The sequence below is a fragment of the Ochrobactrum sp. SSR genome (assembly GCF_030067775.1).
Classification (GTDB): Bacteria; Pseudomonadota; Alphaproteobacteria; order Rhizobiales; family Rhizobiaceae; genus Brucella; species Brucella teleogrylli.
Map to the genome: position 1 here is coordinate 281,535 of NZ_CP125970.1, position 14,706 is coordinate 296,240.

Consider the following 14,706-nt stretch of genomic DNA (forward strand, 5'->3'; position numbering starts at 1 on the left):
CCTTCATTCAGTTGGACGAGACTTTTGTCTCTGCGTCGTTGCTGGCCAGTTTGACCTTGCTGCCATTGGCAAGCGAGGCCTGACCTTCGGTCACGACCTTTTCACCGGGTTGCAGGCCAGCGCTGAGACCGGCCATGCCATTGGCGCGAAGCGCAACCGTGACCGGGCGCACTTCGATGCTGTTATCCGTCTTCACGACATAGCTGATCGAACCGCTTTCCTGCGGCTGCACGGCAACGCCGGGCACAAGCACCAGATTGTCTGCCTGTCCGGCTTCCACCAGTACACGCAGCGATTGGCCTGGCCAGAAATTGCCGGATTGATTGTCCAGCGTGGCGCGCAGACGCACGGTGCCGCTGGCCTCGTCGATTGTGTTGTCAAGGAAACTGACCGGGCCGCTTTCCGAAATATCCCTGCCGTCAGCCGATACTGCGGAAGCTGTGGCTTTTAGTGTGCCGGTGGCGAGCGTTTCGCGGATCAGCGCGATATCCGTTTCCGCTAGTGTAAAATCTGCGTAAATCGGCTTCATCTGCGTGATGGTCGCGACCGGCGAACCGGCGGAAAGATAGGCGCCAGCGGATACAAGCACGGCGCCAAGCTGGCCGTCGAAAGGCGCTATAATCCGGGTGTTGTCGAGGGTCACCTGATCAGCCGCCAGCTGTGCCTGATCGACTTGCAACTGGGCTTCAGCCACTTTGAGAGCGGCCAGCGCATCATCGCCCGCCTGCGATGTACTGACGCCCTTGTTGACAAGGTCTTGCATCCGCTTCAGCAGGATTTGCGCATTGTTCAGCGTGGCCTGCGATTTGGCGACGGAAGCCTGATCTTTCACGACGGTGGCGCGGATGGCTCGGTCATCAAGTTGAGCGATCAGGTCGCCCTTTCTGACGATGGCCCCGTCCTTGACCTTGAGGATGGCCACATTGCCGGGCTCGGGACTGTTGACTGCGGTGGAGGCGACGGCAACCACCGTGCCGATGGTGCTGCGCTGGATCGGCAGCGATCCAGCGGTTGCAACCGCGACCTTGACGGCATGCTCGGCACTGACCGAGCGGCTACCGCCTTTTCGACTGTCTGTCTGAACTGCGTTTGGAGCACTGGTGCCGTTCTGTTTCGTGGTATGTTGCCAGCCGACAAAACCGGCACCGGCAACCAATAGGATCGGGACACCCCAAACAACCCAACGCTTCACTCAACGCTCCTGTCAACGAAGGGATACGCCGTAATACCGGCTGTCCGAACGCTAACACAACGGTGCCGCCCGGCAATTAAATTGATTGAGAGCGGCAGTTGTTCACTTCGTGATAATGAGTGATGCCATTATTAGCAGAAACGCGTGTTGTTGCTGGCCGTTATTGAAGGACACGGAGAATATCGCGGACGACTTCCGCCTGCAGCGGGCGTTGTTTTTCGATGTTGAAATGGCCGACTTCCTTCACGCCGGAGAAATCGCGGTTGTCCAGCTTCCCCTTGAAACGGGGGCCGGGTACCAGCGGAAGCCCCCAACCGTGCTGCGAGAAATAGAAATTCACAACGCGGCGGATATTTCCTGGCAAGGGATCGGGTGCCGTGGCGGCAAACGAGGCCATGTAATCCACGCGAATGCCTTTTTTCTCAAGGACTTCGGCGATGGAAATAATGGCATTGGCACCCAATGAATGGCCGACGAGAATGACCGGCTGCGGGCCATATTTCTGCCGGTCGGCAATAATCCGGTTGGCGACGAGCCGCCAGGCGGCGTTGCCATCGACATGCGCATCTACACCTGCGGCCTGCAATTCTGCACCGATTTCATCGATGCCGGCGGAAAAGATATTGGCGAAACCGCGCAGGAGATAGACGTCGGGGCGTCCCGGCTGGGCGGCGTTTCCCGTCTTGTCATTCGTAGCGGGCACCTGTCCGGCAGGTTTCGCCGATTTGGCGTGTGCTGCGACCGGCATCGCGGCCAGCACAAGGCCAGAAAGCAGCAGAAAGCGGCGGCTGATGAAATTTTTCGCCGAATTGCCTGATTTGTTCGTCATGTAAAAATACCGGGGTTATGGCCAAGGTCTCGGAATAATACGTCCGGTGCGCCTGGCATATTCGTCATATGAAGCGCCGAATGCGTTGCGCATCATCGCTTCTTCATGGCCTACGCGGTAAAAATAGAGAATGCCGACACCAACAATGCCCGCCAGTCCGGCGAACCAGTTGGGGAGCAGGCAAAACTGCGCTATCGCCCAAAGCCAGAACGATAAATACATCGGATGGCGGACATATTTATAGAGCCCATCCGTCACGAGTTTGTGTTCCTTGCGGATTTCCAGCGACACCGACCAGTTCTTGCCGAGTTGGCGATGACTTGCATGAAACAGCCATAGAAAGGCGAGTTCCACGACAAGGCCGATCCAGCCGAGCCACGGCTGAAAGGTATAATCAGCAAATGCTGGAAAGCCCGTTGCAACATAGATAATCGGGATCAGCGACAGGCCGACGGTCGCGGCAGCCAGCGCCGCCCGGTCGGGCAGTGTCTTGGCATTGGTCGTAACTTTGATCTTGCGGGCGCGCCGCTGGTGCGGCACCCGGATGACCACCCACGCAACGAGGCCAATGGCCCAAACGATCATTGCCAAGGTGGGCGTCATTCGGAAATATCCTTTTCTGGCGACGAGCCGCCCACAATATGGTCACGCACACGGTCTGCGAGGAAAATCGGGCCGCAGCAGACCTGAAAGAAATCGTACCAATAGGGCTTCGTATTGCCGAATACATATTGATAATGCACGCGAAAGAGATTGCGCCTCACCCGCGTGTAAGTCTCGGCCAGCAGCATATCCTTGATGCGCACCTGACGCACGAACGGAAACCTTCTGCCCTCCGCACGCTTGAGCTTCATTTCCGCCACCGGGTCGGTTTTATAGAAGTTGATAGCGTCGGTGAGGCACTGGATTTCCACCCACTCAAGCTTACCATCATCGGTAAGTCTTTGCACGTCTTCACGAAATCTCTTGGCTGCCGGATGGTAGCCCGCCTTGAGCGCCGTGGAACCAAGCGTCAGAATGGTAACCTTCGGCGCGCGCGTTGAAAAGGCTTGGTCTATGGCCAGACAACGGGCGGCGACATCCAGCATCAGCATGCCGCCGGTGCTGTGGCCGATCAGGATGACCTCGTCATATCTGCCCGCTCTGACGCGCTGGACAATGCTTTCCGCAAAACGCTGCATCAGCGCTTCGGCATCCGGTCGCCTGCCGCGAAAGAAGCTCAACGAGAAGGACCAGAGATCCATCAGATGATTGGTGGACCAGCGTTTGCCCAGCACCATCAATGCGAACGAGAACACGGCAAGCCCGATGATCCAGCCAAGTGCGCCAAGCCAATGCGCCGTGAGACGAACGGCGGCATATCCCAACAGCGCGAACAGGACGATTGCGAGGAAAGGATAGAGGAAATAAAGCCCGAAGCGCCAAGCTTTGGCAAAGAATTGGAAAGCCGTGCCGGAAAAGACGAAGTCGGCAAAAGCGCGCAGATATTTGCCGAGCCGAACAGGCAGGGGCCGGGCGAAATCTGCCAATACGATGCTGTCGAGTGCGAGAAAATTGAAATCGGTCGTCGTTGACCAATCTTCGTGCGCAGCACGGGTTTCGATGGTTGCAAGCCCGATCTCGTGATCGGGTGCCTGATCCACGGAAGAGACCGCTGACTGGTAGCCCCACAGCGTGTCGAAACGAGCAATTTCCTTACGCAGCCGCTTGAAAAACGCGTCTGGCGTTTTCGGATCATACCCGCCAATAAAGAATACGGCACGCCGCTGGACCGACTGATTCATGCCGAAAGCGTAATTTGCATCTTATGCATTGTCGAGATTAAACCGCATCGCATAATATTGAAATTCTTTGGCCTTTCTTTCTCAAGCATGAGCTTTCAGCGAGAAAAAATTTCCGGTCCATTTCAGCAATTTTGCATGATGGCTTTATGACGGAAGCTTTGTCGAAACAAATGGATAGCAGGGCTTTTGCTGTTTGGCGCAACAGCCTGCGCGCCTTCTGGCTTGGTGCGACGGACGCTTTGCAACTGGCGAAAACGTGATATGGCGAGAGCGGCGCGATCCGGGGAGGACGCTGTCAGATTCTTGCAAGTTCTGGATCGCATATTATGAGCCGCACTATTCTCTGCCTGGGCGCCCTTACGCTCGACACAATCCTCCGCCTTGACGCATTGCCGGAAAAAGCCGGGAAATATCTGCCCAGAGAAGCGGTGCAGATCGCAGCCGGTATGGCATCGAGTGCCGCAGCCGCCATCGCCCGTCTTGGGGGCGATGTGGCGCTTTGGGCATCGACCGGCGACGACGCCACCGGCGAGCGGGTGATTGCTGAATTGCGGGCCGAAGGCATCGACTGCTCTCATATTCGCAGGCTTCCAGGCGCGCGCACCGCGTTTTCGTCGATTCTGGTTGATCCGTCCGGCGAGCGCGTGATCGTGCCGTTCTATGATCCGCAACTGGGTAGCCCGGCTTCAAGCGTGCCGCCTGTCGAAACAGGTGCATTTGCAGCGGTCATGGCCGATGTCCGTTGGGCTTGGGCCGCAGAAACCGGCCTCAAGGCCGCGCGTCGCGCCGGTATACCCGCCATTCTTGATGCAGACACGGCCCCGGTCGAACGCCTTGAACGACTGTTGCCGCTTGCAACGCATATTGTCGCGTCAGAACCCGCCGCCATCAGCCTGACGGGAACGGCGAATTTGAGCGAATGCGTCGCGATACTGGCCAGCCGCTATGATGTTTTCACAGCCGTTACCGCTGGCGCGCAGGGGTGCTACTGGACTGAACGGGCCGGGCATTCGGTGCAGCATGTCGCCGGGTTTCCCGTAAAGGCGGTCGACACGCTCGCTGCGGGCGATGTCTTCCATGGCGCCTTCGCGCTCGGTTTGGTCGAAGGCGGCGCGATGCATGACATCATCCGCTTTGCCAATGCCGCCGCCGCCATCAAATGCGCACGGTTCGGCGGACGTTCCGGTTCACCAAGCCGGGCAGAAGTGCAGGCATTTATGGAAAGCGGACTGTTTCCGGTTTAAATCTCCAATCCCCAAAATTTACATAAATGCACAGTGAACTCGAATTGACTATTTACTAACATGTTAGTATGTGCCAACTTACAGTTCAATCTTGGGAGGAGACGGCTTTGCCAACAGATTCTGGGCCCCAAAACAATTCTGGGCAGAAGCGCTTCGGGCTTTCTGCAGCGCTCACAACGCCATTCGATGCGGATGGCAAGATCGACGTCAAGCGTGCGCTGGCGCATGCCAAGGCGCGTCTGGATAGCGGCTGTTCCAGCGTCACGCTGTTCGGCACCACCGGCGAAGGATCTTCGGTTGGCGATGCGGAGCGCGCAGCGCTTCTCGACGCATTCATCGCGCAGGGATTTCCAGCAGCCAATATCGTTGTCGGCGTGATGGAGAACTCCATTGCCGATGCGGTGCTTCAGTCGGGCGATGCGCTGCGTCGCGGCTGCAAGGCCATTCTTCTGGCGCCGCCGTCCTATTTCAAGAACCTTTCCGACGATGGCCTTTTCAACTGGTTCTCCGCCGTGCTGAAGGGTCTCGGTTCGGATGCGCGCGATATCATCCTTTACAACATCCCTTCGGTGACGGCGGTTGAACTTTCGGTCGATCTGGTCGGTCGTCTGCGAGTTGCTTTCGGCGCGATTATCTCTGGCGTGAAGGATTCATCGGGCAACTGGGCTTATACCGAGAAGCTTCTGGCTGCGCATAAGGACATTGCAATCCTGATCGGCGACGAGCGCGATCTCGCCGCCGGTGTTCGTCTCGGCGGGCAGGGCGCGATTTCCGGCATGGCCAATCTGTTCCCGGACCGCCTGCTGCGCATGATCAATGACGGGCAGGACGATGCCGAACTGGTCGATGCTGTGCGCAAGCTTCTCAACTATCCGGTGACGCCTGCGGTGAAGGCGCTGGTGGCGCGGCATACCGGCGATCAGGAATGGCGCCGTGTCCGTGCACCGCTGGTTGCGCTGAACGATGCGGATTTCGATGCAATTGGCAGTGTATTTGCCGGATTGCATATGGCAAAGGCGGCCTGAGCCGGGCATAAGCGTTGCAGACATGCTGCGGAAATGTGGGAGACGTTTCCGCAGTATAACCAAAGCGGTTGGGGGAGGACAAAGCCTTGGCGGAAGATCAGAACGAGCCGGTGAAGTTGCGGGACAAAGCCTATCAGAGCTTTACCCAGCATTTGCTGGCGCGCGATTTCCATCCGGGCCAGTTCGTCTCGCAGCGCCAGCTCGTGACCATGACCGGCCTGCCGCTTGGCGCAATCCGCGAACTGATCCCCCGGCTTGAGGCGGAAGGTCTGATCAAGACCGTGCCGCAGCGCGGACTTCAGATCGCACATATTGATCTCAATCTCATTCGTGAGGCTTTCCAGTTTCGCTTGTTCATCGAGAAAGAGTCGGTTGCCATTTTCTGCCAGTCGGCATCGGATGAATTGCTGCGTTCGCTGCGGGCCGAGCATGAAGACACGCTGAACCGCGCCATGAGCGAAGGCGAAACGCCGGAGCTTGAGGAGCGGGCGCAGAATATCGACTGGAGCCTGCACGACACCATTGTCGCTTCGCTCGACAATGAAATCATCTGGCGCGCTTACCAGACGAATACGATCAAGATGCGCCTGATCAATCAGGAGCGTTTCCGGATCACCGGGCGCGTCATTCCGGTCATGCAGGAACATCTGGCGGTCCTGACGGCGATTGAAACCCGCCACCCGCAAATCGCCATGGATGCCATCGCCGTTCATATCAACAATGCGCGGAAGCTGGCTTTACACATCTAGATCAAACAAAGGCCCAGCAAGAGGAGTTGCCGGGTTTGAAACATAGGGGAGGAGCAGAATGAAACTATTTCATCCGACACGTCGCCAGTTTCTGGCGGGTTCAGCGGCCATCGCCGCATCCGGCGTGACAGGCATCAGCCCGTCTTTCGCCGCTTCCACGGTTGACTGGAAGAAATATGCGGGCACCACGCTTGAGGTGAATCTCATCAAGAGCCCGCGCGGCGAAATCCTTCAGAAGCATCAGAAGGAATTCGAAGAGCTGACGGGCATCAAGGTTCATTCCGAACAGATGCCGGAACAGCAGCAGCGTCAGAAGGCGGTCATCGAACTGACCTCCGGTCGCCCGAGCTTCGACGTCATTCACATCAGCTATCACGTGCAGAAGCGCCAGTTCGAAAAGGGCGGCTGGCTTGCCGATCTCAACCCGTTCCTGAAAGACCCGACGCTGACCGATGCGTCGCTGACGGAAAACGATTTCGCAAGCGCTGGTCTGACCTTCGCCAAGGACGCCAATGGCCGCTTCGGCGCATTGCCGTTCTCGGTCGATTACTGGATCATCTACTGGAACAAGGACCTGTTCGCAGCCAAGGGTATCGAATATCCGAAGACCTTCGAAGAACTGGTGAAGGCTGCGGAAGCGCTGACCGATCCGTCTTCGAACACCTACGGCTTCGTGGCCCGCGGCATGAAGAACGCCAATGTTCCGGTCTGGACGAGCCTGATGCTCGGCTATGGCCAGAGCTCGGTCGATGCCGACGGCAATCTGAAGACGGATTCGGCAGAAGCCATCGAAGCCGCCAAGCTCTATCAGCGCCTGATGACCAAAGCGGCACCTCCCGGTGTTGCCGGTTTCAACTGGGCCGAATGCCAGTCGAGCTTCCTGCAAGGCAAAGTCGGCATGTGGCTCGACGGTATCGGCTTTGCGCCGCCGCTCGAAGATCCGAACAAGTCGCGCGTTGTCGGCAAGGTCGGCTATGGCGTCATCCCGGCTGGACCGAAGGCCCAGGCTGCACCGACCACCGGCGACGGCATCGGCGTGACCGAAGCTTCTACCAAGAAGGAAGCCGCCTATCTCTACTGCCAGTGGGCCATTTCGAAAGAAATGGGCGCTCGTCTGCTGCAGACGGGTTCGGGCGTTCCGTTCCGCAAGTCGATCATCGACGATGCGGAAGTGCGCAAGGGCGTGACCATGCCGGAAGGCTGGGTCGAAGCCCTGTCGAAATCCGCACCAATCAGCCAGCTCTGCCTGCCGGTTATCGTCCCGGTCACGGAATTCCGCGACATCATGGGCGTTGGCCTCACCAATCTTCTGAATGGTGCCGAAGCAGAAGCTGAAATGAAGCGCGCGACGGAAGAATTCCGTCCGGTCCTCGCACGGAGCGAAGGAAAATGACATCTGCCGCCCCGACAGGAGCAACAAAGAGCATGAATGGGGAGGCCGCCACAAAGGCGGCTTCCACAACCAGAACCGGTAGCAAGTCTGGCAAAAGCCATCTGAAACCGAGTTACTGGCCGTTTGTGCTTCCCGCCTTGATCACCGTCGGGGCGGTGATCGTCTTCCCTTGGCTGTTCACCCTCTGGATGAGTGCCAATCAATGGCAGCTCGGCGGAGGCATCAGCTTCGTCGGCTTCGACAATTATATCCGTCTGGCAGCCGATGCGCGCTTCTGGGATTCCATGTGGCACACGGCGGTCTATACGGTGCTGTCCGTGGTGGCGCCCATGGTGCTGGGCACGATTGCCGCTCTGATCTTCGACAGCAAGCTGCCGATGCGGGGCCTGTTGCGCGGTATCTTCGTCATGCCGATGATGGCGACACCTGTTGCCGTCGCTCTGGTCTGGACGATGATGTATCACCCGCAGCTCGGTGTGCTGAATTATCTCCTGTCGCTGGTCGGGATCGGTCCGCAGGAATGGATTTTCAATCAGAACACGGTTATTCCGTCGCTGGTCGCGGTCGAGACCTGGCAATGGACACCGCTGGTCATGCTGATCGTGCTCGGTGGCCTTGCCTCCATGCCGCGCGATCCGTTTGAAAGCGCTGAAATCGACGGCGCGAATGGCTGGCAGAAATTCCGCTACATCACGCTTCCGATGATCCTGCCTTTCATCATGGTGGCCGTCATCATCCGCTCGATCGATGCGCTGAAAAGCTTCGACATCATCTATGCGATGACGCAGGGCGGCCCGGGCACGGCATCGGAAACCATCAACATCTATCTCTATAACGTGGCGTTTTCGTATTACGACATCGGATATGCTTCGGCGATTGCCGTGGTGTTCTTCATCGTGATCATCGCCATGTCCATGATCCTGCTGGCGCTTCGCCAGCGGACCAAATGGAACGCTTGAGGACCGGCTCATGGCACGCAAGTCAATTCTGTCGAAGCTCGGCACTGCGCTTCTTGTTTTCGTTATCGTTTCGCCGGCGCTTTTCTTTTTCATCTGGATGCTGTCGCTTTCGCTCAAATACGAAATCGACAACGGTGCCTATCCGCCGATCCTGATCCCGGAACGTTTCGCCTGGTCGAACTATACGCAGATTTTCGAAGCCAATGATTTTCTGCTCTATTTCTGGAACAGCCTTCTGGTGACCGGCATGGCGACACTGCTCGCCCTTCTGGTCGGGGTTCCAGCGGGCTACGGCATCGCGCGACTCAAGGCGCATAAATCGGCGATTGTCATCATGATCGCCCGCATGACGCCGGGTCTGTCCTATCTGATCCCGCTGTTCCTTCTGTTCCAGACACTGAGTCTGCTTGGCACGCTCTGGCCGCAGATCATCATCCATCTGGTCGTCACTGTTCCAATCGTGATCTGGATCATGATCGGTTATTTCGAAACGACGCCGATGGAACTGGAAGAGGCGGCGATAATCGACGGCGCGTCCTCGTTGCAGGTGTTTCTCAAAGTAGCGCTGCCCATTGCCAAGCCCGGCATCGTGGTGTCGCTTATTCTTGCAGTGATCTTCTCCTGGAACAATTTCGTGTTCGGGATCGTGCTCGCAAGCCGCGAAACGCGCACGCTGCCGGTCGCTGTCTATAACATGCTTTCCTTCGAACAGGTGAGCTGGGGGCCGCTCGCTGCCGCAGCACTTGTGGTCACTCTGCCTGTTCTGTTGCTTACCGTCTTCGCACAGCGCCAGATCGTTGCAGGTCTGACCGCAGGCGCCGTCAAATAAGAGTTGAGGTTCAAGATGGCATCTGTATCCATCCGTAATGCAGTCAAGAAATATGGCAATGTCGGTGTTCTGCACGGCGTGTCAGTCAGCATCGAGGACGGCGAGTTCGTCGTGCTCGTCGGCCCTTCGGGCTGTGGAAAGTCCACGCTTCTGCGTATGATCGCAGGGCTTGAGGAAATCAGCGACGGCGAAATCGCCATCGGTCCGCGCGTGGTAAACGACCTGCGCGCCAAGGAACGCGACATCGCCATGGTATTCCAGAACTATGCGCTTTATCCGCATATGACGGTTGCCGACAATATGGGCTTCGCGCTCATGCTCAAGAACGCGCCCAAGGAAGAGCGCGACAACCGCGTTGCGCGTGCAGCCGAAATTCTCGGCCTCAACAAGCTGCTCGACCGCTTTCCGCGCCAGCTTTCCGGAGGTCAGCGCCAGCGCGTGGCCATGGGCCGCGCCATTGTGCGCGATCCGCAGGTGTTCCTGTTCGACGAACCGCTCTCCAACCTTGATGCCAAGCTGCGCGTGCAGATGCGCGGCGAGATCAAGGGCCTGCATCAGCGCCTGAAGACCACCACCATCTATGTGACCCACGACCAGATCGAAGCCATGACCATGGCCGACAAGATTGTGGTGATGCGCGATGGTCTGGTCGAGCAGATCGGCGCGCCGCTCGACCTTTATGATCGCCCGGCCAATATGTTCGTTGCGGGCTTCATCGGCTCGCCGTCGATGAATTTCATCAATGGCAAGATCGAGGAAGGTTCGTTCGTGGCTGAGGGCGGTTTCCGCCTGTCGCTGCCGCAAGGTGACTATTCCAGCCTTTCGGCCAAGGCCGTCTATGGCGTACGCCCCGAGCATATGAAGATCGCAGAAGGCGGCGTTCCGGTTACGGCGGAAATCGTCGAGCCGACCGGTTCGGAAATCATGGTCATGGGCAAGCTCGGCACGCAGCCGATCACCTGCCTGTTCCGTGAGCGTTTGACCGTGCGTCCAGGCGATGTGCTGCCAATCGCCATTGATCCGGCAACGAGCCACGTCTTCGAGCCGGAAAAGGGGATGCGTGTCAGCGCCTGACCATTTCCATTGAACGGCGAACTCCTTTAATACTCAGACTCTCGGTAATGTGAGAGTCTGGAGAATTCTATGCAGCCAATCTGGGCCGTGGGTCTGATGACCGGCACCGTTCTCGATGGAAATATCGACGTCGCGCTTTTGAAAACGGATGGCGAGACGGTCGATATATTCGGCACCTATGCGCTGAAGCCTTATCCGGACGGTATTCTGGAACTGTTGCAGCAGGCGCAGGCCGAAGCCCGCGTTTGGAATTTTGAAGGCCCGGAACCGGCGATTTTTGCCGAGGCGGAAGATGCCCTGACCCGAGCGCAATCGGCTGCCGTGCGCGCGCTGGTTGAAGAAAGCGGGCTGATTATGGCCGATATCGGCGTTGTCGGTTTTCATGGCCAAACCGTGTTGCATCGTGCGCCACAGCCGGGACGGCTTGGCGATACGCGCCAGCTTGGCGACGGTGCGCTGATGAGCGAGTTGCTGGGCACAAAGGTTGTCTATGATTTCCGCACCGCCGACATTCGTGCAGGCGGACAGGGTGCGCCCCTGGCTGCAATCTATCACGCGGCTTTGCTGCGCAGTGCCGATGCCAGCGGCGATACGGCGATTCTCAATCTCGGCGGTGTCGGCAATATTACATGGTGGGATGGCGGCGACACGCTGGTCGCCTTCGATACCGGCCCGGCCAATGCGCCGATCAATGATTTCATGAAAGCGCGTGGTTTGGGCGAGATGGACCGCGACGGCGCGCTGGCGGCGCAAGGCGAGGTTGACGAAGCGCGCCTCGCCAAACTGCTTGAACATCCTTATATGACCGCGCCTTTTCCGAAATCGCTGGACCGCTTTGACTTTACAGCTGCTATGGCTGATGGCCTCAGCGATGAAGACGGGGCTGCAACGCTCACCGCTTTCACCACATCGGCGGTGGCAAAGGCGCTCGATATTCTGCCACAGCGCCCGAACCGGCTGGCGGTCTCCGGTGGCGGGCGTCACAACCCGACGATGATGCGTATGCTGGTCGAGCGTGCTGGCGTCGAGCTTGTGCCGGTCGAGACCTTGGGCTGGCGGGGCGATGCGGTTGAGGCTGAGTGCTTCGCGTTTCTCGCCGTGCGCGCCTTGCGTGGCTTGCCGATCAGTTTTCCAAGCACAACAGGCGTACCTGCGCCCATGACAGGCGGAAAGATCGCGGGCTGAAAGGTCCGCATCAAGGATTTATCTTTTTAAGGGAAATCTGGATAGCAAAACGCCCGCAGCAATTTGGGAGGAGGAGAGTTGCTGCGGGCGGATTGGTAAAGCGCGATTGGGAGGAGGAGTATCGCGCTTCAGGTTCGGTTTTTGGGAGGAGGAGTAAAACCGAACAACTGCAAAATAGAGCCGTGAGCCGGGCCTTACAACAACCGATCCTGCAACCGAGATATGCGTATTTTGCAAGGCGTTAAAACGCGCCCCAAAACGAAACCGCCCCAGCCGCGAATAAACGCGCTAGGGCGGTGAATCTCCGCCAAAGCCCCCAATGGCGAGATGCAAGATTAATAGCACGAGTCGCGCCCTGGTAAACGTTGTCAAGGGCCTTCGATGACAAAAAGAAGCGCACTATGTCAAAACGGCAACAATTCCGGTGCGCAGTGCGCATCGGCCTATCTCCTTGGAAAGTGCGGGCTATTTAATGCAGCTTTTCGGCATCCAGTTTGGGCATCATGGCGAGAACCTCTGGCAGTTCGCGCACCTCACAGGCGGGGCTGAAATACCAGCCCTGCAAATGATCGCATTTCATGTCACTCAAAAGGTCGATCTGTTCGATGGTTTCGACGCCTTCGGCGGTCACCGTCTTGCCGAGACTATGGGCGATCTGAATGACGCCGCGCACGATGGCCCGATCTTCCGGTGAAGCCGCGATATTGGCCACAAAGCTGCGGTCGATCTTAAGGCGATCAATCGGCAGGCGGCGCAAATGCGTGAGCGAGGCGAAGCCGGTTCCAAAATCATCAAGGGCGACTTCCACGCCTGCCATGTGAAGCCGTTTGAGACCCTGTTCGACGCGCTTTTGCGCAAGGCCGAGCAACATGCCTTCCGTCATCTCCGCGCTGAAGCTCTCCGGTCCGATACCGGTTTCGGCGCATAATTCAAAGAAGCGGTCGAGAAAGATATCCGAGCGGAAATCGGAATTGGTCAGATTCATCGCAATGCGATGCAAGGGCGCTTCCGCCTGACGCAGCGATTGAGCATCCGCAAAAATCCGCTCCAGCATGAACATGCCGAGCGCCGCCCGTATGGCCGGGTCTTCAAAGCCTTCGCCGAAATAGGCAGGCGTGAGCAATCCCCGTTCGGGATGACGCCAGCGCATCAGCGCTTCCAACGAAATTGCCTGACCGGAAAGCAGCGGAATGATCGGCTGATAATGCAGTTCGAATTCGCCATGTTCCAGCCCGCCCTCGATCTCTTCATAGAGCGCGGATTTGCGCCGGGCGACTTCGCGCAGCTGCGGCTGGAACACTTCCACGCGGTCCCGTCCCAGAGCCTTGGCTTTGTAGAGCGCGAGATCTGCCGCCTTGAACAGATTGCCGACATCCTTGCCATCGCGCGGAAAGCGCGCAATGCCGAGGCTGGACGATATGCGCCGTGGAGTCGTGCCAATCACCATGGGCTGACGAATGGCTTCGAGAATTTCTTCGAAAAGCTCATCGGCTTCGCAGTCCGTCGCGCCGACGAGAATGAGGCTGAACTCGTCGCCGCCCATGCGCGACATGAACAACTGACTGTCCTCGAAGGACCGCAGACGCTTGCCGATATTCTGGAGCAGAACATCGCCTGCGTGATGCCCGAACGTGTCATTGACCTCCTTGAAGGAGTCCACATCGAGCAGCGCCAGATGGAATATGCCGTTGGACCTTTCGTGGTCCTGCACCTGCATTTCCAGATATTCCTGAAAACGACGGCGGTTCGGTAGTCCGGTCAGCGGGTCGAGATTGGCCAGCCGGTCGAGATGTTCCTTGCTGGTCCGCAAGGCGCTTTCAAGTTTCTTGCGGTCGGAAATATCAAAGCGGATGGCCGTGTAGCTATCCACCTTTCCAGCAGGTGACAAATGCGGGACGATGGTTGTATCGACCCAGTAATGCGAGCCGTCCTTGCGCCGATTGCAGATTTCGCCGTGCCAGATTTTGCCATGGGCGATCTCGCGATACATGTCGCGAAAGAAGTCCTTGCTGTGGACGCCCGAATGCAGGATGCGGTGGTTCGCGCCGATCAGTTCGCGCGCCGTATAGCCGCTGATCTCACAGAACTTGCGATTGACATAGGTGATGATGCCGCGCACATCCGTGTGAGCGACAATCGCAGCGCTGTCGAGCGCATAGCGAATGAAGTCGTCTTCAAGATCGGGCTGCAAGGGCTTTTGCAGCTTCCGCGCAATCTCTTCAACAGCGTCGGTAAAAGACGATGTCTGCTGGTCCAGAGCGTGCTTCTTTTCCGGCGCCGCTTTTTTCTCTGTCATGCGGTATGTCTCAGCATGGGGGATGTTGCTGCTTAATCATATCAAATTTTATCCGTACTTTCCAGAATATAGTATTATTGTTTAGAAATATACAATCTAGTGAATAATTTGAAAATTACATAAGTATCCTCGTTTTATTTAAACTCA

13 protein-coding genes are annotated in these 14,706 nt (G+C 57.6%); 8 read left to right on the forward strand and 5 right to left on the reverse strand.

The window, feature by feature from the left end; genetic code table 11:
- Positions 1-7 precede the first annotated feature (7 nt).
- The 4 genes from QLQ11_RS12835 to QLQ11_RS12850 form a co-directional block, all read right to left on the reverse strand.
- Positions 8-994: an efflux RND transporter periplasmic adaptor subunit gene (locus QLQ11_RS12835; RefSeq protein WP_235858982.1), complete on the reverse strand. Its 987-nt coding sequence runs from the start codon at positions 992-994 to the stop codon at positions 8-10.
- A gap of 358 nt (positions 995-1,352) precedes the next feature.
- Positions 1,353-1,985, reverse strand: a complete 633-nt coding sequence (locus QLQ11_RS12840) for a lipase (RefSeq protein WP_121538805.1) — start codon at positions 1,983-1,985, stop codon at positions 1,353-1,355.
- Positions 1,986-2,036: 51 nt separating this feature from the next.
- Complete coding sequence (locus QLQ11_RS12845; RefSeq protein ID WP_109367671.1) at positions 2,037-2,624, reverse strand: protein-S-isoprenylcysteine O-methyltransferase; 588 nt, start codon at positions 2,622-2,624, stop codon at positions 2,037-2,039.
- Positions 2,621-3,805 (reverse strand): alpha/beta fold hydrolase, encoded by a 1,185-nt coding sequence (locus tag QLQ11_RS12850; protein WP_109367670.1) that lies wholly within the window; start codon positions 3,803-3,805, stop codon positions 2,621-2,623. The genes QLQ11_RS12845 and QLQ11_RS12850 overlap by 4 nt, the downstream gene beginning before the upstream one ends.
- Positions 3,806-4,131: 326 nt before the next feature.
- Between QLQ11_RS12850 and QLQ11_RS12855 the strand changes: the two genes are divergently transcribed.
- The 8 genes from QLQ11_RS12855 to QLQ11_RS12890 all read left to right on the forward strand — a co-directional run bounded on the left by QLQ11_RS12855 (position 4,132) and on the right by QLQ11_RS12890 (position 12,263).
- On the forward strand, positions 4,132-5,049 hold the full coding sequence (locus QLQ11_RS12855) for a PfkB family carbohydrate kinase (protein ID WP_109367669.1): 918 nt from the start codon (positions 4,132-4,134) through the stop codon (positions 5,047-5,049).
- A gap of 68 nt (positions 5,050-5,117) precedes the next feature.
- Positions 5,118-6,074, forward strand: coding sequence for a dihydrodipicolinate synthase family protein (locus QLQ11_RS12860; protein WP_121538750.1), 957 nt, complete (start codon positions 5,118-5,120; stop codon positions 6,072-6,074).
- An 86-nt stretch (positions 6,075-6,160) separates the two neighbouring features.
- Positions 6,161-6,823, forward strand: a complete 663-nt coding sequence (locus QLQ11_RS12865; RefSeq protein WP_109367667.1) for a GntR family transcriptional regulator — start codon at positions 6,161-6,163, stop codon at positions 6,821-6,823.
- A 58-nt stretch (positions 6,824-6,881) separates the two neighbouring features.
- Positions 6,882-8,216 (forward strand): ABC transporter substrate-binding protein, encoded by a 1,335-nt coding sequence (locus QLQ11_RS12870; protein ID WP_109367666.1) that lies wholly within the window; start codon positions 6,882-6,884, stop codon positions 8,214-8,216.
- The gene (locus tag QLQ11_RS12875; RefSeq protein ID WP_109367665.1) at positions 8,213-9,175 is read left to right on the forward strand and encodes a carbohydrate ABC transporter permease; all 963 of its coding nucleotides are present in this window, start codon (positions 8,213-8,215) and stop codon (positions 9,173-9,175) included. Before QLQ11_RS12870 ends, QLQ11_RS12875 begins: the two co-directional genes overlap by 4 nt.
- Positions 9,176-9,185: 10 nt before the next feature.
- Positions 9,186-10,004 (forward strand): carbohydrate ABC transporter permease, encoded by an 819-nt coding sequence (locus QLQ11_RS12880; RefSeq protein ID WP_109367664.1) that lies wholly within the window; start codon positions 9,186-9,188, stop codon positions 10,002-10,004.
- Positions 10,005-10,019: 15 nt separating this feature from the next.
- On the forward strand, positions 10,020-11,078 hold the full coding sequence (locus tag QLQ11_RS12885) for an ABC transporter ATP-binding protein (protein ID WP_121538752.1): 1,059 nt from the start codon (positions 10,020-10,022) through the stop codon (positions 11,076-11,078).
- A 69-nt stretch (positions 11,079-11,147) separates the two neighbouring features.
- A complete protein-coding gene (locus tag QLQ11_RS12890) occupies positions 11,148-12,263 on the forward strand; it encodes an anhydro-N-acetylmuramic acid kinase (protein ID WP_109367662.1) in 1,116 nt (371 codons plus the stop codon).
- A 469-nt stretch (positions 12,264-12,732) separates the two neighbouring features.
- On the opposite strand, the gene QLQ11_RS12895 is transcribed toward QLQ11_RS12890, so the two are convergent.
- Entirely contained in the window at positions 12,733-14,559 is a 1,827-nt protein-coding gene (locus QLQ11_RS12895; RefSeq protein WP_109367661.1) for a bifunctional diguanylate cyclase/phosphodiesterase, read from the reverse strand.
- Positions 14,560-14,706: the final 147 nt, after the last annotated feature.

What these genes read in the sequence shown, in the direction of transcription:
- QLQ11_RS12890 (WP_109367662.1), top strand. Translation starts at nt 11,148, where the DNA reads ATGCAGCCAATCTGGGCCGTGGGTCTGATGACCGGCACCGTTCTCGAT.
- QLQ11_RS12845 (WP_109367671.1), bottom strand. Translation starts at nt 2,624, where the DNA reads ATGACGCCCACCTTGGCAATGATCGTTTGGGCCATTGGCCTCGTTGCG.
- QLQ11_RS12875 (WP_109367665.1), top strand. Translation starts at nt 8,213, where the DNA reads ATGACATCTGCCGCCCCGACAGGAGCAACAAAGAGCATGAATGGGGAG.
- QLQ11_RS12880 (WP_109367664.1), top strand. Translation starts at nt 9,186, where the DNA reads ATGGCACGCAAGTCAATTCTGTCGAAGCTCGGCACTGCGCTTCTTGTT.
- QLQ11_RS12895 (WP_109367661.1), bottom strand. Translation starts at nt 14,559, where the DNA reads ATGACAGAGAAAAAAGCGGCGCCGGAAAAGAAGCACGCTCTGGACCAG.
- QLQ11_RS12850 (WP_109367670.1), bottom strand. Translation starts at nt 3,805, where the DNA reads ATGAATCAGTCGGTCCAGCGGCGTGCCGTATTCTTTATTGGCGGGTAT.
- QLQ11_RS12860 (WP_121538750.1), top strand. Translation starts at nt 5,118, where the DNA reads ATGTGCCAACTTACAGTTCAATCTTGGGAGGAGACGGCTTTGCCAACA.
- QLQ11_RS12870 (WP_109367666.1), top strand. Translation starts at nt 6,882, where the DNA reads ATGAAACTATTTCATCCGACACGTCGCCAGTTTCTGGCGGGTTCAGCG.
- QLQ11_RS12855 (WP_109367669.1), top strand. Translation starts at nt 4,132, where the DNA reads ATGAGCCGCACTATTCTCTGCCTGGGCGCCCTTACGCTCGACACAATC.
- QLQ11_RS12885 (WP_121538752.1), top strand. Translation starts at nt 10,020, where the DNA reads ATGGCATCTGTATCCATCCGTAATGCAGTCAAGAAATATGGCAATGTC.